The sequence below is a fragment of the Stieleria tagensis genome (genome assembly GCF_024129865.1).
GTDB classification, from domain to species: Bacteria; Planctomycetota; Planctomycetia; order Pirellulales; family Pirellulaceae; genus Stieleria; species Stieleria tagensis.
In genome coordinates, this window is record NZ_JAMYFE010000030.1 from 100852 (window position 1) to 125855 (window position 25004).

At 56.2% G+C, this 25004-nt stretch carries 17 protein-coding genes; 9 read left to right on the forward strand and 8 right to left on the reverse strand.

Features of this window, described 5'->3' with window-relative positions; all coding sequences use genetic code 11:
* Positions 1-122 precede the first annotated feature (122 nt).
* Positions 123-4250: a chemotaxis protein CheB gene (locus NHH03_RS06030; RefSeq protein WP_253154855.1), complete on the reverse strand. Its 4128-nt coding sequence runs from the start codon at positions 4248-4250 to the stop codon at positions 123-125.
* A gap of 474 nt (positions 4251-4724) precedes the next feature.
* On the opposite strand from NHH03_RS06030, the gene NHH03_RS06035 reads away from it, so the two are divergent.
* Positions 4725-6206 (forward strand): vitamin K epoxide reductase family protein, encoded by a 1482-nt coding sequence (locus tag NHH03_RS06035; protein WP_253154856.1) that lies wholly within the window; start codon positions 4725-4727, stop codon positions 6204-6206.
* A gap of 120 nt (positions 6207-6326) precedes the next feature.
* Here the strand turns inward: NHH03_RS06035 and hemP are convergent, their stop codons facing one another.
* Positions 6327-6506, reverse strand: coding sequence for a hemin uptake protein HemP (gene hemP, locus NHH03_RS06040; protein ID WP_253154857.1), 180 nt, complete (start codon positions 6504-6506; stop codon positions 6327-6329).
* A gap of 262 nt (positions 6507-6768) precedes the next feature.
* Here hemP and NHH03_RS06045 point away from each other — a divergent pair, with 262 nt between their 5' ends.
* From NHH03_RS06045 to NHH03_RS06060, 4 genes are all read left to right on the forward strand, one after another.
* Positions 6769-7857, forward strand: a complete 1089-nt coding sequence (locus tag NHH03_RS06045) for a DUF1559 domain-containing protein (protein ID WP_253154858.1) — start codon at positions 6769-6771, stop codon at positions 7855-7857.
* Between the two features lie 62 nt (positions 7858-7919).
* Positions 7920-9092 carry a hypothetical protein gene (locus NHH03_RS06050; protein WP_253154859.1) on the forward strand — a complete coding sequence of 391 codons (1173 nt, stop codon included), beginning with the start codon at positions 7920-7922 and terminating at the stop codon, positions 9090-9092.
* A gap of 77 nt (positions 9093-9169) precedes the next feature.
* Positions 9170-10390: a hypothetical protein gene (locus NHH03_RS06055; protein ID WP_253154860.1), complete on the forward strand. Its 1221-nt coding sequence runs from the start codon at positions 9170-9172 to the stop codon at positions 10388-10390.
* Positions 10391-10638: 248 nt separating this feature from the next.
* Positions 10639-11640, forward strand: a complete 1002-nt coding sequence (locus NHH03_RS06060) for a sugar phosphate isomerase/epimerase family protein (protein WP_253154861.1) — start codon at positions 10639-10641, stop codon at positions 11638-11640.
* Between the two features lie 357 nt (positions 11641-11997).
* Here NHH03_RS06060 and NHH03_RS06065 read toward each other — a convergent pair whose 3' ends face one another.
* On the reverse strand, positions 11998-13494 hold the full coding sequence (locus tag NHH03_RS06065; RefSeq protein WP_390895518.1) for a carbon-nitrogen hydrolase family protein: 1497 nt from the start codon (positions 13492-13494) through the stop codon (positions 11998-12000).
* A gap of 466 nt (positions 13495-13960) precedes the next feature.
* Between NHH03_RS06065 and NHH03_RS06070 the strand changes: the two genes are divergently transcribed.
* Together NHH03_RS06070 and NHH03_RS06075 are read left to right on the forward strand one after the other, a co-directional pair.
* Positions 13961-14623 carry a DUF2306 domain-containing protein gene (locus NHH03_RS06070; protein ID WP_253154863.1) on the forward strand — a complete coding sequence of 221 codons (663 nt, stop codon included), beginning with the start codon at positions 13961-13963 and terminating at the stop codon, positions 14621-14623.
* Between the two features lie 2 nt (positions 14624-14625).
* Positions 14626-15837, forward strand: coding sequence for a DUF1559 domain-containing protein (locus NHH03_RS06075; protein ID WP_253154864.1), 1212 nt, complete (start codon positions 14626-14628; stop codon positions 15835-15837).
* Positions 15838-15878: 41 nt separating this feature from the next.
* Here NHH03_RS06075 and NHH03_RS06080 read toward each other — a convergent pair whose 3' ends face one another.
* Positions 15879-16715, reverse strand: coding sequence for a hypothetical protein (locus tag NHH03_RS06080; protein WP_253154865.1), 837 nt, complete (start codon positions 16713-16715; stop codon positions 15879-15881).
* Between the two features lie 185 nt (positions 16716-16900).
* On the opposite strand from NHH03_RS06080, the gene NHH03_RS06085 reads away from it, so the two are divergent.
* Complete coding sequence (locus tag NHH03_RS06085) at positions 16901-18763, forward strand: DUF4139 domain-containing protein (protein WP_253154919.1); 1863 nt, start codon at positions 16901-16903, stop codon at positions 18761-18763.
* 1 nt (position 18764) lies between these two features.
* Here the strand turns inward: NHH03_RS06085 and NHH03_RS06090 are convergent, their stop codons facing one another.
* Complete coding sequence (locus tag NHH03_RS06090; RefSeq protein WP_253154866.1) at positions 18765-20168, reverse strand: sulfatase-like hydrolase/transferase; 1404 nt, start codon at positions 20166-20168, stop codon at positions 18765-18767.
* A gap of 293 nt (positions 20169-20461) precedes the next feature.
* Here NHH03_RS06090 and NHH03_RS06095 point away from each other — a divergent pair, with 293 nt between their 5' ends.
* Positions 20462-21070, forward strand: a complete 609-nt coding sequence (locus NHH03_RS06095) for a DUF1990 domain-containing protein (protein WP_253154867.1) — start codon at positions 20462-20464, stop codon at positions 21068-21070.
* A 69-nt stretch (positions 21071-21139) separates the two neighbouring features.
* Here NHH03_RS06095 and NHH03_RS06100 read toward each other — a convergent pair whose 3' ends face one another.
* The 3 genes from NHH03_RS06100 to NHH03_RS06110 form a co-directional block, all read right to left on the reverse strand.
* The gene (locus NHH03_RS06100) at positions 21140-21820 is read right to left on the reverse strand and encodes a hypothetical protein (RefSeq protein WP_253154868.1); all 681 of its coding nucleotides are present in this window, start codon (positions 21818-21820) and stop codon (positions 21140-21142) included.
* A 52-nt stretch (positions 21821-21872) separates the two neighbouring features.
* Complete coding sequence (locus NHH03_RS06105) at positions 21873-23270, reverse strand: serine hydrolase (RefSeq protein WP_253154869.1); 1398 nt, start codon at positions 23268-23270, stop codon at positions 21873-21875.
* Positions 23271-23583: 313 nt separating this feature from the next.
* Positions 23584-24993 (reverse strand): cytochrome B6, encoded by a 1410-nt coding sequence (locus tag NHH03_RS06110; RefSeq protein ID WP_253154870.1) that lies wholly within the window; start codon positions 24991-24993, stop codon positions 23584-23586.
* Positions 24994-25004: the final 11 nt, after the last annotated feature.

Below are 25004 nucleotides of genomic sequence, written 5' to 3' on the forward strand. Positions count from 1 at the left end.
CGTTGCGATCGGCGGTTGGTCGCATTGGGTGCGAACGAGTCATCCTGCGAACGATTCATCCTGCGAACGGGCCGCTGCGATCGTTCGCGACCCGTAGAAATCGACGGCTCGGTCCGGGCGGGCTACTTTTGCTTTGGCAAGTGTTTCGCGACGGTGGTGAGCAATTGCCGGGCATCAATCGGTTTGGGCAGATAATCGTTGCACCCCATCGCCAAACAGGCTTCGCGCTCGCCGGCCATCACATCGGCCGTCAGCGCGATGATCGGCAACTCGAAACCGAGTTGACGGATCTCCGCGATCGCTTCGGGGCCGGTCATCACCGGCATCTGCATGTCCATGATGATCAGGTCAAACATTCGGTCTTCGTTGACCGCACGCTTGGTTTCTTCGACCGCCTGCAAACCGTCTTCCACGACCGTCACCACAGCGCCTGCTTTTTCCAAAAAGTACTTGCCGATCCGCCAGATGTCGCGGCGATCGTCAGCCAGCAGGATGCGGGCGTCGATCTCCGGCCAATCGTGTTTGCGCGGCGCCGGCTGTTGATTTGTCGTCAGTTCTTTGTCGATCGGCGTCAAACCCTTGAACTGAGATTCGGTCAAAGGCAATGAAAACGTGAACGTGCTGCCGACACCCAATTTGCTCGCGACCGAAATGGTTCCGCCCATCCCGTTGGCCAACCGTTTACAGATACTTAACCCCAACCCGGTGCCGCCGAAACGTCGACGACGTTCGATTCCCGATTGACTGAACGGGGTAAACAGTTCCTCCAAATGACTCGAGTGAATCCCGATCCCCGTGTCGTGCACCGCGAACTGAATGCAGTGCCCCTGTTCGCCATCGCTGGCTGCATCGACGTGGACCCGCACTTGGCCCGAATCGGTGAACTTCAATGCGTTCCCGATCAGATTGACCAGGATTTGACGGATCCGTGTTTTGTCGCCGGTGACGGTTTTTGGGATCTGGGCCGCCCACTGAAATTCTAACGGGATCCCCTCTTGGGATGATCTGACATCCATCAGTTCCTGGACATCGGAAATGATTTCTTCGACCGAGAGTTCGTCCTTGGCGATCTCGAGCTGTCCGGCTTCGATCTTGGAAAGATCCAGGATGTCGTTCAAAAGCGTCAGCAGGTATTCACCATTGCGTTTGATCGTGTTGACTTTTTCCAGATGGATTTCATCAGCCAACTCTTTGGCCAGCATGTCGGCAAAGCCCAGCACGGCTGTCATCGGTGTCCTGAGTTCATGGCTCATATTGGCCATGAACGCACTCTTGGCTTCGCTGGCGCGTTGGGTTTCCAAGTTCGCTTCTTGCAGTGCGCGCTGGACTTTGATGCGATCGGTGACATCTTGCTGCACCCCGACGAGGCTGGTGAGTTCGCGGTTCTCGTCGAACACCGGCGTGATTTGCAGATCATTCCAAAACGACGTGCCGTCCTTTCGGTAATTCAGGATCGTCGCCCGGCAAGCCGAACCTGCACGAACGGCTTGGTGGATTTGTTTCACCGTGTCGGGATCGGTCAGTTCGCCTTGCAAGAATCTGCAGTTGCGCCCGATCACATCTTCCCGCTCGTATCCCGTCAATTGACTGAATCCGGGGTTCGCATACGTGATCGGATTGTCGGCTTGGTTGGGATCGGTGATGACGATCCCGTTCAATGTCGCTTCCATCGCCAAGTGATGCATCCGCAGTTGTAACTCTGCTTCTGCCAATGACGAGATATCGATCAGCGTTAGCACCACCCCACGGGTACTGTCACCGGAACGGTAGGGCACGATCCGCATCAAATGGGGACTGCCATCTTTGTCCGTCATTTTTGTCTCGACCATCTGATCGGACCGGAGCACCGATTTCAGATCGTCGTGCAGTGAGTCGTGATTCAATCGATGTGCAAAATCGTCGATCGATCGCCCCAAGTCCAGCGGGCTTAGATCCAGCAGTTCGGCGATCGCCGGAGTGAACCGGCGGAGACGAAGTTGGCTATCCAAGAACAGGACGCCGACTCGGGTGATCGCCAACAGGTTGTCCATGTCAGCGTTGGATTCAGCCAATTCCTCGACACGGCGCTGGTGTTCGGCATTGACGGTGTACAGTTCTTCGTTGACCGAATGAAGTTCTTCATTGGTGCTTTGCAGTTCCTCGTTGGAGGCAACCAATTCTTCGTTGGATGCCTGCAATTCCTCGTTCGAGGTTTCCATTTCCTCGATGGTCGCCTGCAGATTTTCCTGAGAGAATCGCAGTTCGGATTCCAACGCGGCAACTTGACCGATTTTGATTTCAGAGATTTCGGTTTCGGTTTGTTCGGTGGTCGGAGGCGGCGAGGGGCCGACCGAACGAAATTGAACCAGCATGTTGCCCGACCCGGTTTCGAAGTCGCCCACCGGTTCGACTTGAATTTCCAGTTGTTCAAATCCATCTTCGTTGGGATAGGGGATCGAGGCATAGCGCACTGTCGCGCCTTTGCGGGTGGCATGATGCAGCGCCGCCGAAAGCGATGCCTTCAATCGTTCGTCGATGGAGTCCAACACCTGGACGGAGGGGCGTCCGGTCACGAACCGCAAGTATTTTTCTGCTCCACCGAAGACATGTAGGATTTCACCGCTGCGGCTAACCAATAAGCTGCGTCCCAGTTTCTGGTCCAATAATTCGTCGTAGTCGCCGACCAGTTTCCGGTCGACACGTTCGGCGCGGACGGGAGATCGCAGGAATGACAGCCGCGGCATCTTTTCAGTTCGCGGATTGCTCAACATCGGGGTGCCGACCGGCATCCGGGTGTTCCGGCGTTTGCTGTAAAGCCGCCAGTGTGGATCGATCACATTGAATTCGTCGCTCAGGTCGCCCGTTGACTCACTGGGCCCCAGCCAAAGCGTTCCCCCGGGTTTCAATGCGAAGTGGAACAGCGACAGCGCTTTGGACTGCGCAGCCGGTTGCAGATAGATCAACATGTTTCGACAGGACACCAAATCCATCTGCGTGAAGGGAGCATCCTTGATCAAGTTGTGAGTCGCGAAAACGATCGACTTGCGCAGTTCGGGAACCACTTGGTAGCCATCCGATTCGCGGCGAAAGTAGCGATTGCGACGTTCATCACTGAGCTCCAGCACCGCTTGTTCGGCAAAGAGGCCCCTGGCGGCGTTTTGAATGGAGGCGGGATGGGCGTCGGTGGCAAACAATTTAAAGTCCACGTCGGATTGGCTGCGGCGACGCTCTTCGTCCAGTAGCATTGCGACCGAGTAGGCTTCTTCACCAGACGCACAGCCGGCCACCCAGATCCGTAGTTCACGGCCTTCGTTTTCGCGGGCAAACAGTTGGGGAATGACGTGTGATGCCAGCGTTTCATAAGCGTCGTCATCGCGGAAGAATCGCGTGACACCGATCAACAAGTCTCGGTACAGCGTGTCCAGCTCATGTGAATCATTCGTTAGCCGCTGGACATATTGCTCCAATTGGTTGATCGCGGTCAGATCCATCCGCCGCTGAATCCTTCGGCCAACGGTGCTGGATTTGTACTCCGAGAAATCGATTCCAAATTTTTGATCGAGCAAGACAAAGATCTGCTCAAGCCCGCTGGCCGATTCAAATACCAAATCGACGTTTGCCAGTTTGTCTCTGGGGACACTTTCGACTGTGTAGCGCATCAATGCGTCGGGCATCTCCTGGGGCGGCAACACGACATCAACGATTCCGGTCGCCTGGGCACTCAGCGGCATGCCGTCAAACTTCGCCGAAAGTTCGTCTTGGGCCATCACCAAACCGCCGGCATCATGGATTGCTTTGAGACCGAGTGAACCATCACTGCCCGTTCCTGACAGAACAATCCCGATTCCACAATCACCTACATCTTCGGCGAGCGAATTGAAAAACAGATCAATCGGTCGCGAAAGTGAACGCTTGGCGTCGCGATGTGACAGCATCAATTTGCCGTCTCGGACTTCCATTTCCATCTTGGCCGGCAGCAGATAGATGCGGTTCGGTTTCAGCGGTGTGGCGTTGTCGACCTGCTGAACAGGGATCTGAGTTTTTCTCGCAATCAGTTCGTCCATGTGACTTTTGAAGTCCGGCGAAAGATGCTGCACCACGACGAACGCCATCCCGCTATCGACGGGCATGTGTTCAAAGAATGTCTCAATCGCCTCGAGTCCGCCCGCCGATGCGCCCACGCCGACGACGTGGAATTGATCGCAATCTGATTCGTTATCTTGATCCTGACAGTCCGCGTGGTCCGGGACCGCATCTTCTGAAAGTTCCATGAATGATCCGAGGGGGGGGGAAGTTCTCCTGATGTGTCGTTGTAGGGGCCACTTTGCTGATCGGCTAGTAACCACTGCCCTTGCTTGGCTCTGCTCGAGCGACTCGCCCGAAGTCACTTCTGACTGATACAAACATTTTTTAGTTAATGCAAACATCATGCCATTTGCGGCAGCGGGCCCGGCTCGCGGCCCATCGGAGAAGCTCGAAAGGGTTGTCCCGGTGACCCCGGCCACCAACGCCGCTGTCCTGACCGGCAAACCAACAACATCTTTTTCGCAATTGGCGCGGATTGAATCAGCGTGGTCGTTGGTTGTTCAATTGCCAAGCAGTTAGAATAGAGTTTGAGGGGGAAAATCGGATGATTCGCTTTTTTCGCGGGTTCGGCACGCCATGCGCTTTGAAGCCATCATCTCGCTGAGTATTTCACTCTGCCCTCTCATTTAGCCCGGACCATACAACCCGGAACGACCCCCATGTCCACCAGCAATCTGCATCATCTAACCGATTCCAACTGGTCTCTTTCGCGACGAGGTGGGATGGACGCCGATCACGGCACTGCGATTGCCACCGGCAACCCGACCGTGAATCGTGCGGCTTGGTGGGCGATGCTGGTCTGCAGCACGCTGGCTCTGGCAACCAGCGGCTACCTCGCTTGGGCTTCGCTGACGTCGTCGCCGGTAGCCGGTTGCGGCGGTGGCAGTGTCTTTGATTGCGGGCATGTTCTGCACAGTCGCTGGTCGACCGTGCTGTCGGTGCCGGTTAGTTTGCCGGCCATGGCGACGCATTTGACCATCATCAGCCTACTGCTGTTTCGGCCGACCAGCTGGCGGGGGAATGAGTGGCGTTGGACCGGGATTTCATTTGCCGCACTCGCCGCAGCGGCGGCAGCGATCTGGTTCATAGGTCTGCAGGTGTTCTGGTTGCAGCATCTGTGCCCGTACTGTTTGGTCGCACATAGTTGCGGAATCGCACTGGCGGTAATGGTATTGCTCACACGCCCGGTCACCGCGCCCCGGCTGAAGGGTGCCGCCATCGCAGCGTTGGTCTCGGTCGTCGGATTGGTCGGGCTGCAAAGCTTGAACGCGGCTCCGCAGACATTTGAAACCATTCGTTACGACAGTCCCCCCACGCAAGCGGGTGAGTCGGGCACCGAGGAATCGATGATGTTCGAAGCCCCCGAGGCCGCGACCGAGTTGTTTGAGGCTCCCGCAGTGCCGGCTGATTTCCAGACCTCGCAACTGTGGCTGGAAACCGAAACGCTGATCGCTGCGATCGCCAACCCGGCATCGCTGTTGCTTGGCCAAGTCACGGTCGGTGCGCAGCAAACGACAGCGGACAGCGGAAGCGCCGACCCCGCGCCTCAAGCGGCCGCACCACAAACCGTGCGGGTGTTAAACAACATCAAGCTGCAAACCGACTCTTGGCCGATTGTCGGCAAACCCGACGCCGAGATGGTTTTCGTCGAACTGTTCGATTACACCTGTCCGCATTGCCAGCGGACGCACGCGGCGATGGAATCGGCACGGCAACGGATGGGCGATCGACTGGCGGTGATCATGTTGCCTGTGCCCTTGGATCGAAAATGCAACCCGACCGTGACCGCTACCCACGCCAGTCATGCGGAAGCCTGTTCCATCGCCAAGCTGGCGGTTGCAGTCTGGGCGGTCCAACGAGACGAATTCCCATCGTTCCACAATTGGTTGTTCGAGACAAAGCCGTCGTACTCTCAGGCGTTGTCCAAAGCCATGGCCACTGTCGACGGTCAAAAGCTACAGTCGATGCTCAACAGCAATACCCCCAGCGACTACATCTCGAAACACGTGGCGCTGTACAAGAAAGCCGGTGCGGGAACGATCCCCAAGTTGATGTTTCCGTCGTCAACCACCGTCGGTGCGGTTGAATCGTCAGACACTCTGGTGCGATTGATTCAACAGAATTTGGCCGCTGCGAACTGAACGCGGTCGCGCCCTCATCGCAAACGCGACGCGTCAGCTTTGACGTTGCGCTTGGGTCGTTGGGAAACATCGATTGTGACCGACGCGCTAAAGCGTGAACTCCAACGGTATCCCGGCCTACTATTTGGTCAGGATCAATTTCCCCTGACGGGTACGCCGCAACCGGTAGAGTTGCCCATCAAATTCGATCCAAACCTCGTTGCCACAGCGCGCGAGTTCTTCGAACCGAATGATTTTCGGCAGCGAAACCGCGGACTCAGGCGATTGCCCGGCGGGTTTTTCGTCGTCGTGGCCAATCATTTCGGGGGCAAACCATCTGCGGTAAAGAGACTTCTGGACTTTGTGTCGCGACCCTCTTGCGTCGCAGCGATCCGTTCAACATACTCCTGTTGAGATTGATTCGCAACAGCAGGTAATTGCGAACGAAGCAAGCCAGCAGGGTTTCCTGCCGTTTCTCGCGGCAGTGTCATTCCTCAGCCAGCCACGTTCGGTTCCGACAGGTCGTGTTCACGTTGAACACCACTGTTGTTCCCCGTGTGTCCGACTCTGGAGCCCCCCCACTGTGTCTTGCCCTCTTTTTTACAACGCATTGAGCGATCAACTTGACCGCCCAGCTGGTCGCCGAACGTTTCAGGCTCGAACAAGCGGTTTCACTTTGGTGGAACTGCTGGTGGTGATCGCGATCATCGGAATTTTGGTCGGCTTGTTATTGCCGGCGGTGCAAGCGGCTCGTAGTGCTGCGCGGCGGATGAGTTGCAGCAACAACATGAAACAGGTGTCGTTGGCCTTACAGAACTACCATTCCGCATTCAAGCGGTTTCCTGGCATTGGTGACGCCATCGACAACGGCTGGAGCGTTCAATCACAGTTACTTCCTTACGCGGAGCAATCGGGGCTGCATGATTTGATCAACTATGGCGCCGGACTGGGTCGCGCCGCGTCGGCCGAAGGATTCAACTCGCCGAACGACCAGGCTGCGGCCACAGTCGTTCCGTTCTTCATCTGTCCCAGTGACGATGTGGAAGCCAAAAAAGTGGTGGTCTACACACGTGGGCGCAACAGCTATGAATGGGAGCATGCCGGACTGAATTATGCCGTCAACGTCGGCACGGGCACGGACAACTTCGTCGACTATGGCGACAAAACCGACGGATTGTTTTGGCGCAATTCGTCCACACGCTTTCGTGACATTCTCGATGGCACCTCGACCACGATCGTGTTGGCTGAAACGCTCAAAGGCGACGGTTTCGACCAATCCACGGTGCCCTATCAAGTGTCCCACAAGTTTGTCGCCAATGGATCGGGACGTGACGTCGAAGACATGAGAGCGTTTCGCGATTCGGTGATGGCGACAGACCCGTTGACCTTTGTTGCCTCGCAAACCAGTTGGAGTGGTACCCGGGGGGCCAATTGGATTTCTGGATTCGGCAGCAGTGGTGGTTCGATCAACGGTTGGTACACGCCCAACCATCCGCTGCCCGACCTCAGCATTCGCGCCTACCAAGCGACCGGTCCGCGCAGCAATCACACCGGCGGCGTGATGATTTCGATGGCTGATGGAAGCGTCCACTTCATCACCGACAGTATCGAACTGGAAACATACCGTTCGCTTTGGACAACCAAGGGACGGGAAGTGATTGGCGAAATCTGAGTCGCCTATTCAATCAAGATTTTAGCGCATTGTTCGCGTCCTTTTTCAAGTGAACCAAGACCATGGCGACCACGATCGACCCGCCTGCTGACACCGACCAGACAATCTCGTCAACCACTGTCCCGCCGGCGACCAAACCCAAACGCAAGCCAAAGAAGAAGACTCTGGCTGGGAAAATGGGTCGCTCGACGTTGATGATGATTCGCCGCGTGCACCTGTACTCGGGAATTTTTATGTTTCCCTGGGTGTTGCTGTATGGATTCACAGGTTGGTTCTTCAATCATCCGCGAATGTTCACCGGCGATCAGGTGACCGCGTTTGTCGCAGCGGACGTCGATAGCGATTTGCTGGGCAATTTGCCCACGGCGGCCGAGACCGCGCAGTCGGTCGTGGACGAGATGAATCTGGAGTCGTTCATGATCGGCGGCCCCGAAATCAGCTTGACTCAGTCGCGTCAGCCCCGTTTCACCGGTTTCCTAAGCTACACGGTGAACGCGGACAAATCGACGCATCAAGTTTCGATCAATCCGGTCACAGGCAACGGCGAAATTCGCACCAGCTTTGTCACCGTCGATTCGGATGCCGAGCAACAGGAATTGAAACCCAATCCGATCGCGGCGATCCGCAGTGTCAATCTACCGACCAACGCGCTGTCAGATGCTCAAGATCAAGTTCCCGTGTTACTGGAAAAGTTGGGGCTCGAATCCGGTGAGGCGTTCTCCGGCCGGCGATCGGCCAGTGTCGTGTTTTCAGCCGAAGCCGACGGGGTGCCCTGCATCGTGACCTACAGTCTGGCCGGTGGCGGGATCAGCAGTTTGCGCGAGGACGAGCGGCCGACAATTGAAACCAAATCCTTCTTGCAGCGATTGCACCTGGCCCGGATGTACTCGCCCGACTACGACATTCGCTGGGTCTGGGCGCTGTTGGTCGATGCCATGTTTGTCTCGATGGTGTTCTGGGGCATTTCCGGTTTGTTCATGTGGTGGCAGGTCAAACGAACACGCATCTTGGGCGGCGGCGTGCTGGTCGCCAGCGTTGTCTTTGCAGCCATCATGGCGATCGGGATGCACGACCAACTCACACTCGGAAGTGGTCGTGGGGGTGGTGGAGGAGGCCGTGGGGGACGCGGGAGCGCCGCAGCGGAGCCTGCTGCTGAATCCTCGCTGAACGTAGCGCCAAAGACCACTTTATCCGCCCCAGTTAAGTCCAGCGTGGCCATTCTCGCCCGGCCCTGACGCCAATCGCAGCCTGGTCACTCGATTCAGCCAGCGGTTTCTGTTCAATCATATTTTTTCAGCCCGGAGTCTTTTTGATGCGTTCAATCATACGTTTCGTTGGCATGCTCGTCCTGCCGCTCTCTGCCAGCCTTGCCGCTACCGCGAACGACGCATCGCCAAAGACTGCGTTGGATATCCCCAAGCCGCTAGTGGTGGAATTGGAATCGCATGCCGATGCAATTTCCGACAACCTGTGGGACGGTTTCAATCAGCTGTCTAACGGATCGGATTCTGCATCGCTGTTAGAAGTCGTGGCGGTGCTGCGTGGTTTTGGATACGGGACTGTTTCCCAATCTGACGCCTCCGGCGGACGGGGACGCGGAGGTGCAGGACGTGGTGCCGGAGGCCAGCAAGCCGGCGGTGGTGGTCGCGGTCGGGGCGGTGCAGCCCGCGGTAGTCGTGGTGGCGACGCTGGCAGCGCGGGCCGAGGCGACAGTGACGGCGGTGGAGGACACGCTCCACCAACGTCCGTCGAAGAAACCCGACAGCGGTTTGATGCGCGTGACACCATCCGCGACGGCGTTTGGGAAAAAGATGAAATCAACGGCTACATGCAAGGTCAACCTGCCAGCAACGATGGCAAAGTGACCTTTGAAGAATACGCCACCGCCTGGGAAGAACTACGCAGCCGAATGGGCGGCGGCGGTGGAAACCGCGGCGGCGGGCACGGTGGTGGTGGGCACGGTGGCGGTGGACACGGTGGTGGCCGGGCTTCCAGCGTCAGTCTGGATGCCGCTTTCCTAGTTTCGCTGGACACCGATCGCGATCGCAAACTGCAACGCAGCGAACTGAGCGAACCGGTTGCCAGAGAGCTTTCACGGCAACTGACCGATTGGGTCAAACGGGATGCCGATGGCGACGGATTGGTTTCGGCACAAGAGTATGCGGTCGCCACGGCCAGCGAAACGGACGGCTCTGCGGACACGCCCGTTGCCACCAAACTGCCACGATTCGTTTCCCGGATGGATACCGATCGAGACGGCAGTGTTTCGCTGGGCGAAGCGCTCGCGAGCGCAAGTAGCCGATTGGACCAACAAACTCGTGCGATCGCCGTGTGCTTGGGCTGGAAGCAGATCGACGCCGATAAAAACGGTAGCATCGAACCAGCGGAATTGCAGGCACTGGATGATCAGTGGCAAAAAATTGCGGCGGCATTGGCTGTGACGGCCGAGCGCCCGCTGCCGACAGACCAACTGTATGCTCGTCTGCAGCGATTGCCGCTATCGGAATTGATGGGTGATCACAATCACAACTAGGCCTCGCTATCAACGCCCGCCAAACCTTCGTTGGACGGCTGTTGCGATCCGCTTTCTCTCACAACGCGGTCGATTTTCGTAAAACCGACGCGTAACCGCACAAAATGGTTGCGACGGCAATCGCGGTGGCTAACGATATTGCCTTCCCGAAAAACCAGTCGGGTTTGAATGTTGTGGATCGCTCGGTCGATCCGACATCTTGATCGCCCCAGCGCCCCGCGACCCACCAATACCACGAGACAACGAAGATGATTGATTTGATTGCACGTCGACAATTTTTGCGCGGCGCCGCGCTGACCACGGCCGGTGTCGCATTGGCCCGTCCCTCGTTTGCTCAACAGGACGCCGCGAAACCGCTGTTCGAGATCTCGTTGGCCCAGTGGTCGTTGAACCGACAATTTTTTGGATTTCTTGGCCGGCAGCGTGGCGCTGAAACGCAGAAACTCGATCCCCAAGACTTTGCTAAAATTGCCAAGCAGGAATTTGGCATCAACGCCATCGAATACGTCAATCAGTTTTACGCCGACGCGGTTCACAAGCCTGGCTATTTGCAAGAACTCAAAAAGCGTGCCGATGACGAAGGTGTGCGTAGTGTGTTGATCATGTGTGACGGCGAAGGCAACTTGGGTGACCCGGACACCAAACGTCGCATCACGTCCGTACGAAACCACATCAAATGGTTGGAGTGGGCCCAAGCACTGGGGTGTCATTCGATTCGCGTCAACGCGCGCTCGGACGACAAACTGGGGTACCATGAACAGATGGAATTGGCTGCCGACGGGTTGCGCCGCCTGTGCGAGATCGGTGACACCTATGATTTGAATGTGATCGTCGAAAACCATGGTGGCTTGTCCAGCCACGGCCGCTGGTTGGCCGGTGTGATGGAAAAGGTCGACCACCCACGCTGCGGCACCTTGCCGGATTTCGGCAATTTTAGAAACGTCGCCGGTGGCCGTGGCAGAAACAATGCGTCGGGCCCGGTGACAGGACCGCTGGAGTACGACCGCTATCTGGGTACCTATGAATTGATGCCCTATGCCAAAGGCGCCAGTGCAAAAACCCATGCCTTTGACGAGGATGGCAATGAGACCAGCATCGACTACAAACGAATGCTGAACATTGTTTGCGACCCAAAATTCAATTTCTCGGGCGATGTCGGCATCGAATTCGAAGGCGGCGGTGATTCCTTCGACGGGATCAAAAAGACCAAGGCCCTGCTGGAACGCGTCCGCGATGAAATCAGTGCGTGATCATCGCAGAATCCGTTGCTGAAGCGTTTTGAAGCCAGCGCTTTTTAAAGCCCGGCGGGCGACAAAATGACTGCCGGCGACGTCAGTCGCCGGACACTGAAGGAGATGAACCCCATAGCCCGCAGGGCGACACAATGATTCCGCGCTGCGTGAAACCATGTGCCGCCCTTCCGGGCTGGGAACAAAATCCACGCTACTCCGGCGGCTCATGCCGCCGGCATTTCGTGTATCGCCCTCCGGGCTGGCGAAAGCGCGACTTCAATACTCACGCGTCGCGCTAGGAAACAATCCCTCGCGCAGCATCGCGATTTCTATCGCCACACGCGCCAGGTTGCACCTGGCCTACGATTGGCGGTCTCAGGGTTGCGTTCGCAATGATTTGACTTCGTATAAATCCGTGCGGCGGTCTTTCCAATTGGTAACGCTACCTCGCTCGCGATGGCGGCGCAGCAATTCCAAATCGACGTCGTGGATGATCACGGTTTCGATGTTGGCGTTGGCTTCGGCACCAATTCCGTCGCGAGCGAACGTCACATCGCAGGGTGTGAAGATCGCGGATTGGGCATAGTGAATGTCGGCGTTTTCGACAAACGGCAGGTTCCCCGTGCACCCGGCAATGGCTACGTAGACATCGTTTTCCACGCACCGCGCCGCAGCACAGGTTCGCACCCGTAGGTAGCCGCTGCGGGTGTCGGTGTTGAAGGGCACAAAGATAATGTCGGCACCACGCTGGGCTGCCATTCGACCCAGTTCGGGAAACTCGCAGTCATAGCAGACTTGGATCGAGATTTTGCCACAATCGGTATCAAACACCTCCAACGACGGACCACCTTCGACGCCCCACCAATGCCGCTCGCTGGGCGTGATGTGCAGCTTGTACTGACGATCGATTCGGCCATCGCGGTGAAACAGGAACGCGATGTTGTACAGCCGATCGTCTTCGACGACGAAGTGGGATCCGGCGACGATGTTCGTGTCAAACTTGACCGCTAGGTCGGCAAACAACTCCAGCAACTGCGGGGTGTAGGCGGCCAATTCTCGTGCCGCCGCGCCGGGCCGCAGCGAGGGCATGATCGACAACAACTGGGTCGTGAACAATTCGGGAAACAGCAAGAAATCGCATTTGTAGTCGCCGGCGACATCGACGAAGTAACTGATCTGTCGGGCGAACTCGTCAAAGTCGGCAATCGAGCGCATCTGGTACTGCACCGCACCGATGCGAACCGGACGCACCGTCCGCCGGTGCCGCCGCTTGCCTCGGGGCGTGTAATCCAGATTGCGCCATTCCAAGAACGTCGCATAACCACAACTTTCAGTGTCCGACGGCAAGTAATTTTCCAGCAACCCCTGCAGTGAAAATCCGTTGGCGATCTGGGCGGTCAACACGGAATCGTAGATCGATTTGTTGATCACCCGATCGACGTACTCGGACGCTTTCATCTGGTCGGCATGCCGATGGTATCCGGGAATGCGTCCGCCGATGATCATTTGTTCGACGTTGCGGGTCCGGCACAACTCCTTTCTGGCATCGTACAAGCGACGTGACAATCGCATCCCGCGGAAATCTGGATCGACCATGATCTCGATCCCGTACAGTGTGTCACCGCCGGGTCGGTGATTGCGGATGTACCCCGAATCCGCGGTTTTTTTCCAATTGCACCACTCCAGATCGTCGTCATAGTCCAGCATCAAACTGCTGCTGCTGGCGACCAAACGCCCATCGAATTCAATGACGATTTGGCCTTCCGGAAAATGCTTGAGTTGGCTTTGGATCTGGTCGAGGCCCCAGGGTTCCATGTCAACGAAACAACGCCGTTGGATTTGAACCAATGCTTCGTAATCATCAATCCGCATCGGTCGGACGACCAAATTGCGCTCGAACTCCGATACATCAAAATCGGGCTCTGGCGGTTCGACTGATTCGCTCAATGAGACGTGTTGGGGATGACTGTGCAGCGGAGAATTGGGTTGGTTCATATTGAACTGAAATGGATTGGAAGTGACCCCGTCGCCAGGTTGCCGACACGCGAGCCGGAATACAGCAACGGACGTCATCAAACGTAACAATCGATCGCGATTTGTTGCAGGACGATTGTGGCTAAATTGTTGGGAAACCGATGCACTCGATCCCCCGCCGAACCACTTTGCCGCGTTCGCGTACAATTGATAGTGTGACCGCTTGTCAACTTGTCGTCTGAATCAACGAATCCACGATGGAAGGACCGGCCCTGCCGGAAGTTCGGTGGACCAGATCGCTTCCTCTACCGATCCCCCACGTCCACGCTCGGTCGACGGTTCTGCGCCGCGATTGCGTTTGCGCTTGAAGCAGATCGCCGTGTGCGCCGCGGTGATCCTGTCACTAAAAGTTTTCTTGGCGATTCTGTATCAATACCGCTGGTATTTCCCAGCTGACTTCGATGCCTCGCCGTTCTTGAGCGGTCGCCGCTACACGTTTGTGGGAATCTATCGGGCCGCGTTTTACGCCCATTTGGCCAGCGGGCCGACCAGTTTGCTGCTGGGTACCGTTCTGCTTCTTAGCGGTGGCAGGCCGGGCTGGTCCGTTATCCATCGCTGGCTGGGCAAGACGCAATTGATACTGGTGCTGTTGATCGTGGTTCCCAGCGGTTTGGTGATGGCACTCCAGGCCTATGCCGGACCGATCGCTGAGATTGGGTTTATGGCTCAGTCGCTGCTGTTAGCCGTCACAGTGGTGGCCGCCGCCGCGACAGCGCGGTCCAGACGATTTTTGGATCACCAACGCTGGGCACAGCGATGTTACATCCTGCTGTGGTCGCCGCTGCTGCTAAGAATCGTGGCCGGACTGATGATCGTCACCGATTTGGAATCGGAATGGACCTATCGAATCAACGCCTGGGCCAGCTGGCTGGTGCCGTTGGCGATTTACGAACTGGTTCACCCTCCGCGTCATGAAAATTCGTGTGCCGAACCCCCGTTTGATGTCTACCCATCCCCAGAGAACTGATCATGCACCGCAACACCGTCCGATTCGGATTCACATTGGTCGAACTTTTGGTGGTGATCGTCGTGATCGGCGTGTTGGTCGGATTGCTGATGCCTGCGGTGCGCAGTTCTGGCGAAGCGGCGCGGCGGATGAGTTGCTCCAACAACCTGCGCGAGGTGGGGCTGGGGATCCACAACTATCACTCGGCCTATCAACAACTGCCGATGCAAATGGGCGGAACGTATGCATTCGGTTCAAATCCTAATCGTGGTCGTCAATCGTTTACAAATCAGTATCGGTTAAGCGTTCTGGTCGGCCTGCTGCCCTTTGTCGAACAACAATCAATGTGGGAATCCATCCAAGCGGGCGGTTCGCCCGGTCATCGTGGCAGCCGATTTGCACCCATGGGACCTCCGCCCTGGACGGCTGAGTTCGTCCCCTGGCAATCCGACATTCCTCTCTTTCGCTGTCCCTCCGATCCGGGCCAAGGAAGTCCTTCGCTGGGGCGAACCAACGTGGCGTTGTGTCTGGGGGACGCCACCGATTGGTTGAACACCGGAGCCACACGTTGGGATGAAACCAGCCGGCAATGGCTGACCGACCGAACAGATCAAGTTGGCGTTTCAGGACGTGGCTTTTTCATACCTCGCCAAGTGATGCGTTTTGACGATGTGTTGGACGGGCTGAGCAACACCATCATGGCAGGTGAGATCGCGACAGATCTGGCTGATGGCGACAATCGAACTGCGGCATCCTATGGAAATCCTTGGGCAGTGATTCACGACGCTCCGCAAACCTGTCAAAGTCAAATTGATCCCCAGCGTCCCAGATTCTGGTTGTCTAACGCCCAGGGTGGGCCATCTTCGTTGGGCGGTGACGGTCAAAAACGTGGCGCCCGCTGGGCCGACGGCGCGCCAATCTACAGTGGTTTCAACACGATCTTGCCACCGAACCGCGAAAGTTGTCTGGCCAGCGCCGATTCGTCACCGACAGAACCTGGCATCGGGATGTTGTCGATGTCCAGTCGTCATCAGGGCGGCGGGCATGTGGTCATGGGTGACGGCGCGGTGGTCTTCATGACCGACTCCATCGAATCCGGTGACAGCGATCAGGGCACAGTGATCTACGATGGCAGTGGACCTCGGGCCGCCGGTAGCCCCAGTCCCTATGGTCTGTGGGGCGCATTGGGAACGCGTGCGCAAAACGAAACCATCGACGAGCAACTCCATCAATAACATTGCCAGATCCGGGAGAACCATTTGAATCGTCCCGTCTGTTAGCGGTTGATTCGATCAAGCAGACGTTGGACTTTCCAATGTGTCGTCGTCATCGTCGAGACCAACAACCACCGTCGACCTCGAACTGCGATCGGTTGAATCGTCGATTCTCCGCCGAGTTTTTCCCAGCCAGCAGGATCAATCATCCGTATGATCAATTCGGCCAGAGATTGGTCATCGGTCGAAATCGGTGTGACATCGTAGACGCGCGTGACCGGCCTTGATTCGGCATATTCGAGGGTCAGAATCGTCAGCCGACCGTCGCAAATCTGCAGGGTCAGGTCGACTGAATGCAGTCGTTCCATGACAGCAGTGACCAACATCACGCCACGCGGTTTTTGATTTGCATGTATTGTGCCAGTTTGCTGCCACCATTTCTGCTTCTCAGACGTCGCAGCGTGAGGGTCCAAGGCGCCCACATCGAACAATCTGACGGAATCAATTTCTACGTCGATGTCCAGTCCGATCTCTTCCAGACTCCGTTGATCAATCGAGACAGGAAGATGCTGACTGAGTGATTCCGCCAGTTCTTTAATGGTCGTTCCTGGGTTCCAGTCGGGCTGGCATTCACGTTGTAGCACCTGCATGATTTGATGTTCCTGCCGAGCGGTCATCAGCGGGTCACAGGGAAACGACACCACCGCACCACCTGGTTTGGTCACATCACCCGAAACGGAACTGTCATAGTCCAGCCACTGCCCAAGTCTGAATGGCGATTGCGCCGTGACTCGGACAGATCCCGCTATCAAAAATAAAACCAACACGACTGGACACACGCCTCTGAAGCGAAGGTTCGATTGCCGGTGGGGGCGTTGATTCCATTGCGAGTTGAACATCAGAAACAGTTCCTGCGGACACTTTTTTGAACTCGAAGACGGTCGATGACAACGCAATTGGTATGCCGAATGCGTTTCATCGATTAGACCGGCAAAACACTGCGATCACACTCTCGATCGCAGTGAAGTGATGCACATCGCATGTATCGTTTTGCAACAGTCCGACAAGCTTCTAGGTGTCAAATATGTCATTGGATATTCGTTGTTGTCTTGGCCGAACCATTGTCTTGGGTTCACTGAGTGTGGCCGGCTACTTGCTTGTCAGTGGCCCGACTTTTGCCGCCAATGAGATTCCGCTCGGAACACCGGTCGACAGCAAGGTCACGTCGGTGACGGTGTTTCGACAGCAAGCCAACGTGACGCGGGAGTTGAAATTGAATCCCGATCCCGATCTGCAAACCATTCACATCAGCGGTCTGCCACCGACGTATCGTGACCGTTCGCTGCAATGGGAATCCGATTCGTCGATCAGCGTGCATTCGTTGCAAGTGGTTCCCCACCGGCCTGAACAAAGCTCGGACCAGCCTGATCCGCGACAGCAGAAACGACAATCTGAAATGACTGCGATGCAAGACGCGGCGCACAAAGTGGCGGTCATCGAGCAAGACTTGGAAACACTCGAACGATTGGTGACCTTCTCGAGTGAAAAAACAAATCAAAGCTTGAATCAATCCAAGCTGGACGTCGCCACTATCACCGAATTATCAGACTTTGTGATGCAGCGACGGCGCAAGTTGGCAGAGGAACTGCATCTCGCACGCCGGGATTTACAGCAAACTCAACAGCGGCAACAACAGCAATTTGAGCAAACCGAATCGCTGCAAGAATCCGCTACACGCCCAACGTTTGATGCCGTTTTGAGCGTGACGGCCCCCCGGGGCGGACGCCTGCGTGTCAGCTACTGGGTGGATGACGTGTCCTGGGAACCTCGCTACACAGTACAGGCCACCTCGGATCCAGCAGGGCAAGACAAGTTTGACGTTCAACTTCAAGGCGTCGTGTCGCAGCACAGTGGAGAAGATTGGCAAGACGTTCAATTGTCGTTCTGTACCGGCGTGCCGAATCTGCAAGCAGCCAGTCCGCTTTTGGTCCCATTGCGGGTGACGACAGCGCATTCCAGTGCTGCAACAACCGAACAATCAATCGATTTCAATCCTTTGTCTGCGCCTTTTGACGCACTGCCGGGTTGGGAAGATGCGGCACTGTGGCAGCGCAACGTCGCACTCAACACACAGGCAGCCGCTCGTCAGGTGTCAGAGATCAACCAGCGACAGGGTGTGCAACGCGAAATGGCCGACGATGCCATCAGCAATCTGGCCGACGAGACCTACCAAGTGCCCGGGCGGCTGCGGATCGCCGATCAATCCGAGCAACAGACGGTCATGATTTTTCATACCCAGATGTCGAGCCCGATCTACCGAGTGGTCACGCCACTGCTAAGCAGCTTTGCCCATCGCGAAGCCGTGCTCGAAAATCAGACGGGGCAAAGTTTGGTCGGTGGCGAAGCAATGGTTTTTCTGGATGGTCAGTTCGTTGGCCAGACCACACTGCCACCGACAGCGGCTGGGGGAGAATTGACGGTCGGTTTAGGAGCCGATCGGCAAGTGCGAACACGCCGGGAGTTGTTGAACCGAGAAGAAGCGATTCAGGGTGGCAACCGGCTGACCAAGCTTTCCTACCGTTTGGTCGTGTCGAATTACAACGCAACCGAAATTGCGATCCGGTTGTATGACCGTGTCCCCATCTCGGATGACTCGGCGGCGGTGAATGTGATTGCCGACGGGAATTCACTCGGACCGCTTTCCGATGATGCCAAGTACCTGCGAATGCGGCGGCCGACCGGAATCTTGCGCTGGGATCTGACCGTTCCCGCCAAACGCTTCGGCAGTGATGCCTATGACCACGACTATCACTACACGGTGGAATCCGATCGCACGCAGCCAATCGTCAGCAACGATGTGCAGCAGCAAATTCAAGACGGACTTCGTTTTGATCGCAGTGGTGGCGGCGGAATGGGAGGCGGCATGGGCGGCGGGGGAGCGTTTTAAATCACTGCGACGACCAATCGATTCCGTCGGACATCACGCTGCGATTGATCCGCAGCAATTCGAACTTCATCTTGCCCAGCAGCTCGGGGTTCTCGTCCGCGATGTTCGTCGTTTGATTGGGATCGTCCCGCAGATTGAACAACTGGAAATTTTGGTAGCCGCCGCTGCGAATCTTAGGGATCCAGCTTTCGACAAACAGATTGCTGGTCGACAATTCATAGTCGGGTTCAGCGACCAGAGAGTAATCACCGTCACGCATCGCCACGATCGGACGAGATTTTTGCAGATGCCAGAACAGCGGTTGATGGCGTTTGAATGCTTCTGGATGTCCGGTCAATAGAGGCGTTAAATCGCTGCCGTCCAAAGGCAGTTCACTCACAGGGGCAATGTCCAGCAACCCACAAAGTGTTGGTAGCACGTCGACCAGCCCGGCGGGTTGATCGACAACTTGATCCTGCTGGATCACACCAGGCCAATGGAAGATGCCTGGCACCCGGATTCCGCCCTCCCAATTGACGCCCTTGCGACCGCGTAGACCGCCGGTTCGGTCATCACGGTAGCTGCCGTTGTCGGACGCATAAATGATCAGAGTGTTTTTTCGCACATCCAATTCATCCAAGCGTTGCAGCAATCGACCAATCGCACGATCGGTGTTGTCGATCGTGCCGGAATAGATGGCGGCTTTGTCATCGGTGGCGCCATAGCGGTTGGTGATCTGTTCGGGGGCTGCGATGGGAGCATGCGGTTCATGGAACCAGACATTCAGAAAAAAAGGCGTTTCATTTTTGGCCGTCTCACGTTGATCCAACCAAGCCACCGCTTCGTCGACAACTAGCTGACAGGCATAGCCCTGCAGTTGGCCGACTGGTTTTCCGTTGCGAATGAAGTTGTCAGGATTGCGATGGCTGGGCGACGCATTGTTCCAGGTCGCAAACCAATGATCGAATCCGTGCTGATCGGGTGTCGGTTTGTCGACTGTTTCAGTGGGCAAACCGAGGTGCCATTTGCCGACGTGTGCGGTCGAATATCCGGCTGACCGCAACTGTTCGGCAAGCGTCGTTTCGCGCAACAACAAGTGGGACTTCTGGCTTTTGTCATCGATCCAACTGTAGACCCCTGCGCGAATGTGATGCCGACCGGTCATCAAGGTTGCTCGTGACGGCGAGCACACAGCGCATCCCGAATAGAAATCGCTGAATCGTGTTCCACCGATCGCAAGTGCGTCGATGTTCGGCGTTTGCACCGGCCCCCCGTAGCAGCCCACATCTTGGTAACCCAAATCATCGGCCAGCAGCATCACCACGTTCGGCCGCTCGGCCCGCAAGACGCTGGATCCACACACCCCAATCGTCAGCATCAGAACCATAAAACCAGCGGCAAAGAATCGGTCATTTCGAATGGTCATGGCGGGGCAGCTCAAGTCTCGTGGGTCGGCAGAGGGGTTGGGAACGTTGCATGATATTGCATGGGGGCAACGCCCGTTGGCTGTCATCGAAAACGCTAACTTCCAAACGCAGTCGGTTCGGCCCAACGCACACAGGGCTGCAACCAGACGGCCCGACAGACGGGGGCGAAATGATTTTTTACGCGGTATTCTCCTCGATCCCTCGTCTAGATTACGGCATGCGTTTTGCTCTGAATTTTCGTCAAACGAACTCTGAAATCACAAACAGGTATCGATCAGTTGAGTGGGTTTGAATGCTGTCAATAATCAAGCCATCGGCGGCAACCGTTGCCAAGTTTTTAGCGCGGCAATCCAAGCTGGATTTCAATTACCCTGACGTGGGACGCACGTCCGGCGGATTTCCGCGCGGCTATGACTACGATCGCTTTGAAGTTGAACTCGGGCGCGGGGAACAATGTTTCCAAGCCGCGCGCTCTGCGATGCAGTCGTGGCAGCACTTTCGTGTCGGTTGGGTGGAAGCCGTGCCATCAACGACGGCGATTGTGGCTGGAAACGACATCGCCATTCGAGCCAACGTGATGGGATTGTGGGCCTTGGCGGCGTGCCGGATTATCGACGTCATCGACGAATGCTCGTCGAGCGACTGCCGATTTGGTTATTCATTTGGAACGTTGCCGGCGCACCCCGAGCAAGGCGAAGAACGTTTCCAGCTGGTGCGATTTGCCGACGACCGCGTGCGTTACCGGGTGACCGCATTCTTTCGCCCCAATCAATTGACCGCACGTTTGGCATGGTCTTACTTTCGAAATCGATTCAACCAGTTCCGTCGACAATCGGCCGCCGTGATGATCGATCTCGCTCAGCCAAGCACCGCTCAGAAACGAGCGTCGCCCGCCGCCTAAACCGGATGATTCATCAGCCGTTGATAGGTAGCTAGCGGTGCGTCATTTAAATCTGGACGCACCAGTCGTTTACTTTCGCCGAGTGAGCGGTTCCCACCGGACCTTCATATCCGGCCGTAGATGACGAAGCCTCTCCGCTCCCTCGGCGGTCACCTTGCATCGCCGCAGAATGACATTTTTAAGCGATGGTTGTTTAGCCAGGTACTCGATCGACCTGTCCGAGACTCGGGTACGTGTCAGGTCAAGATGTTTTAGCAAAGGCAACGGGCCGAGCGACTGTAGACTGTTGTCGTTTAGGCGGGTGCGGTGAAAAGAGAGCCACTCGAGAGTTGGTGATGCTTTTACGTTTAGTCTGTCACCGATTGCTGTCTGGGAGATCCCCAGGCTCTGCAACCGCAATGGCAGCAACCTGGCTGCATCCTTCTCGCTGATGGTCACGTGGACCATCAGTTTCTCAATGGACGGATTGCGTTTCAGAATTTCAAGCACCTCGTCTGTCTCTTGGGAAGCCAACGGATCTGCATAGAGGCGAATGTAGGTTGGGAACCCCTCAAATTCTGGAGCAAAACGGGCAAAGAAGTGGTCGCTTCCAGTCTCCATGTCCACGACGAAATGCATTCGCTTCAACGATTCGACATCGCGCGCGACACGCTCGTAATGGTTGATCCGATCACGAACGAACATCAAACCGATTGCGGCCAAGGCCACGACCAACAGTAGCAAGCGTGTCGAAAATTTCAGTCGTCGCATCGCAAAATGGCGGTCGTTTCGCCAGACCCTCGAAAGCGGTGATTCCTGATCGCTAGTCGCGGATCCGTTTGGCCCGTTGTGCGGCTCCGTTCTGATGGAGTGTCAGTGCGTAAGCAGATCCTTTGGATCGAAGATGAAACTCCAGCGTGGCGTCGACCGAACGGTAAGACCATTTTGTCGGCGAATCTGCGAACACCTCCTGCGTCGGCTGGTTTGTGATCCCAACCATCATCCGTCCGTTTTTATAGCTCACGTCGAAAATAAAAGTCGGGGCGAGCTGGTATCGGCCTACCAGACGTTCCGGAGTCACCTTCCCTGCGTCCGGTGCATGCGTTGTAAAGAGATGATTCATCATGTCGTTGCACGCGGCAAACGATTGCGGTTGACCAGAGTTGGTGCAAACGACAGCTGCGAAGTCCGATTCGGGAACAATCCAAATCAGTGCAAACGAGTTTGTGTTGCTTCCCGCGTGGTTCCATCCCGGACCGAGCGGAGTTTGCGCGCAAATCCAGCCGCAGGCGTACTGTTCGCCAGGGGCCGAATCGACAAGCGGCTTGTGCAGATGATCGAATGCATCGCGTGTTTTCAGCACCGGAGTCGGCTGACCGGCCAAATGCCACCGCGCGTACTTCGCATAGTCTTCAATCGAGACGTGGATCGTTCCGCACGAGGCGTAAACCGTTGGGTTCTCCGCCCCCGGCAATCGGGGATCGATCGGCGTGCCATCGGCTTGGTGCCCCCACAACATCGGCGGTGTCAGTCGTTTGGCTGATTCCAGAGAGCGGAAATCGGCGGATTGCATTTGTAGCGGGCCGAGCACATGTTTTTTCATCAGCGATTCGTAGGATTCGCCCGCGCGCGTCTCAAGCATGGCGGCCGCAACCGCGTAACCCAAATTCGAGTACAAGAATTGACCGCGAGGATTCGTGGGCGGTTTAGGAAGCACGATCCTGAGCATTCGACGTCGTTCCAATGCAGGGGCGATCTCTTCGCGAAAGAAACTGGGCCACTCCTGTGCCGAGCTGTCGCTGATGTTGGCCGGTAAACCGCTTTGATGAGACAACAGATCGTCGAGCGTGGCAGCTTTCAGCTGCGGGTGAATATGGTCATCCGTGGCCGCCGGCCAAACTTCGCCAATGCTTGTTGTCCAATCGATTTTCCCAGCTTCCACCAACACAGCCGCCAACGTCGCGGTCATCGATTTGGTGTTGGAAGCAATCGCAAATCGGTCCGTCAATTCAACCTTGTCTGATTGACCGCGCTTTCGATCTCCCGAGCATTCGGCTTCCACCAGCCCTTGTTTATTCACGACCGCCACTGCCATCGCCGGCACGTCATGTTTCCGCCGTAGTTCAGCGAGCTTTGCTCCTAAACGAACTTTCTGTGCCTGGTCCTGGGTTTGGGCCAGCAGAATCGACGGCGAAACGAGAGTCCACACTGCAATGAACATCAAGGCGATGTTCGACACAGCTAGTGACTCATGTAAACATTTGCGCTGGAGCATGATTTGGTTCCCATGAAATTAAAACGTGCGCAACGATTCGTCCGACAGCACTGCCTGATGTCCCTGGAATCCGATCCAGCTGGTCTTTTGGCTTGGCGACAGCGACAAAAAGTGTAACAGGGAAATCGTCGACCGAAATCAACGGCACGTTTATTCGCGGGAGATGGCGCAAATTTTCAGAGCAAGTTCTCCAAGGACAGAACAACCCGTGCCACTCGCTCGGCGCGTGGTGGCCAAAAGGGGCACGGGCTGATCGGCACTACAGGCAGCGCAGGAAGGCGACGAGCGCCTGTTTTTCGTTGTCACCTAATTTCACTTGAGTGACCAGGTTGAAGAATTCGACCGTGTCCTCCAGAGTCAATAGGCGACCGTCGTGGTGATACGGTGGCGAGTCTTTGATGCCACGCAAAGTGAATGTCTTAATCGGGCCGTCTGCGATGTTGTATTGCCCCTGAATTTTTTCCGGTGCATAGAACCGTTCCAAATGCAAATCGTGCATCTTGTTGTCTAGATAGAAGGGCGGTTCGTGGCATTCAGCGCAGCGACCTTTTCCGAAAAACACTTCCTGCCCTTGCAGTTCCAACTCGGTCGCTTTCTCTGGAATCAGCTTGCCGAATTCATCTAATTTTGGCGCCAATGGAAAGTCCAGCATGTTCTGCATCTGAGCCATCATGGCAACGGCATCGGAGCGGTTAGGCAGGTGCACACCCTTTTTGGCGGCGATCACGTGGTCACCATCAAAGTAGGCGGTGCGCTGTTCGAACTCGGTAAAGTCTTCGACGCTGCGCAACGAACGTTTCGATCCATGAATCTGCTGGTTGAACATGCCGCGCAGGCTGACGGTGTCCAACCGAAAACGCGCCGCCTGCGGTCGCGTGTCAGGATTCAGATGGAACGCGGCATTCGTGTGCCCGTTGGTGTGGCAATCAAGACAGGCGACTCCCAAACTGGGATCCTTCACTTTACGATCCTCCGTCTGGTTAAATTGCTGCTGTGGAAACGGCGTTAGCAGCAACCGCAAACCTTCCAGTTGGACGGGAGTCAGTTTGCCTTTCATCAAACTGTAGTAGTTCTTGATCGACAACACGTTGCCCTGCGAAACATCGCCCAGGTCGGGCCGTGTTGACAAAAAGATAGGGGGCGGAAATTCTGGCGTCAGGTGCGTTGGCAAGTCGAAATCGACGTCAAACCGTTCCAGACTCCGTGATTCTGCGTCTTGAATCGCTTTGATCTGATCCTCCGGGAAAACCTGTCCGCCGACTGCATGCTTGGTGTGCGGAAGTGGGCGAAAACCCATCGGAAATAAATTCTTTTGCTTGATCGCCGCTGGTGTCATCTCGGCCAACTCGGTCCAAGAAAGACCATCGGGTAGTCTCACGCGGACTGCCCGCTGCACTGCTTTGCGACCGCCCGACATCATCAGTTCAGATGCGTTGTCACTCAAGTCGTAGCGAGATTCGAGCAGCCGGTTCTGCTGCTGCATCACAGATTCTTTTTGACCAGCATCCTGCATCATCGTTTCAGCGAATGGCTTTTCAATCACCACGGGCATGTACGTCTGATCCGGAAGCGATGGCGGAGTTTTCGATTGCTGAGCATTTGCGACTGAGTTCACTACAAAAAATTGAGCGGCGGCAAAGGCACAGGCCGCGGTGAGTTTTCCTTTCATCGGTGAGTCCG

Excerpts from the sequence above, each read along its gene's own strand:
- NHH03_RS06105 (WP_253154869.1), bottom strand. The coding sequence starts at position 23,270 with ATGTTCATTGCAGTGTGGACTCTCGTTTCGCCGTCGATTCTGCTGGCC.
- hemP (WP_253154857.1), bottom strand. The coding sequence starts at position 6,506 with ATGATTGGCCACGACGACGAAAAACCCGCCGGGCAATCGCCTGAGTCC.
- NHH03_RS06085 (WP_253154919.1), top strand. The coding sequence starts at position 16,901 with ATGTCATTGGATATTCGTTGTTGTCTTGGCCGAACCATTGTCTTGGGT.
- NHH03_RS06030 (WP_253154855.1), bottom strand. The coding sequence starts at position 4,250 with ATGGAACTTTCAGAAGATGCGGTCCCGGACCACGCGGACTGTCAGGAT.
- NHH03_RS06095 (WP_253154867.1), top strand. The coding sequence starts at position 20,462 with ATGCTGTCAATAATCAAGCCATCGGCGGCAACCGTTGCCAAGTTTTTA.
- NHH03_RS06065 (WP_390895518.1), bottom strand. The coding sequence starts at position 13,494 with ATGCGGATTGATGATTACGAAGCATTGGTTCAAATCCAACGGCGTTGT.
- NHH03_RS06090 (WP_253154866.1), bottom strand. The coding sequence starts at position 20,168 with ATGACCATTCGAAATGACCGATTCTTTGCCGCTGGTTTTATGGTTCTG.
- NHH03_RS06075 (WP_253154864.1), top strand. The coding sequence starts at position 14,626 with ATGCACCGCAACACCGTCCGATTCGGATTCACATTGGTCGAACTTTTG.
- NHH03_RS06110 (WP_253154870.1), bottom strand. The coding sequence starts at position 24,993 with ATGAAAGGAAAACTCACCGCGGCCTGTGCCTTTGCCGCCGCTCAATTT.
- NHH03_RS06050 (WP_253154859.1), top strand. The coding sequence starts at position 7,920 with ATGGCGACCACGATCGACCCGCCTGCTGACACCGACCAGACAATCTCG.
- NHH03_RS06055 (WP_253154860.1), top strand. The coding sequence starts at position 9,170 with ATGCGTTCAATCATACGTTTCGTTGGCATGCTCGTCCTGCCGCTCTCT.
- NHH03_RS06080 (WP_253154865.1), bottom strand. The coding sequence starts at position 16,715 with ATGTTCAACTCGCAATGGAATCAACGCCCCCACCGGCAATCGAACCTT.
- NHH03_RS06035 (WP_253154856.1), top strand. The coding sequence starts at position 4,725 with ATGTCCACCAGCAATCTGCATCATCTAACCGATTCCAACTGGTCTCTT.
- NHH03_RS06100 (WP_253154868.1), bottom strand. The coding sequence starts at position 21,820 with ATGCGACGACTGAAATTTTCGACACGCTTGCTACTGTTGGTCGTGGCC.
- NHH03_RS06060 (WP_253154861.1), top strand. The coding sequence starts at position 10,639 with ATGATTGATTTGATTGCACGTCGACAATTTTTGCGCGGCGCCGCGCTG.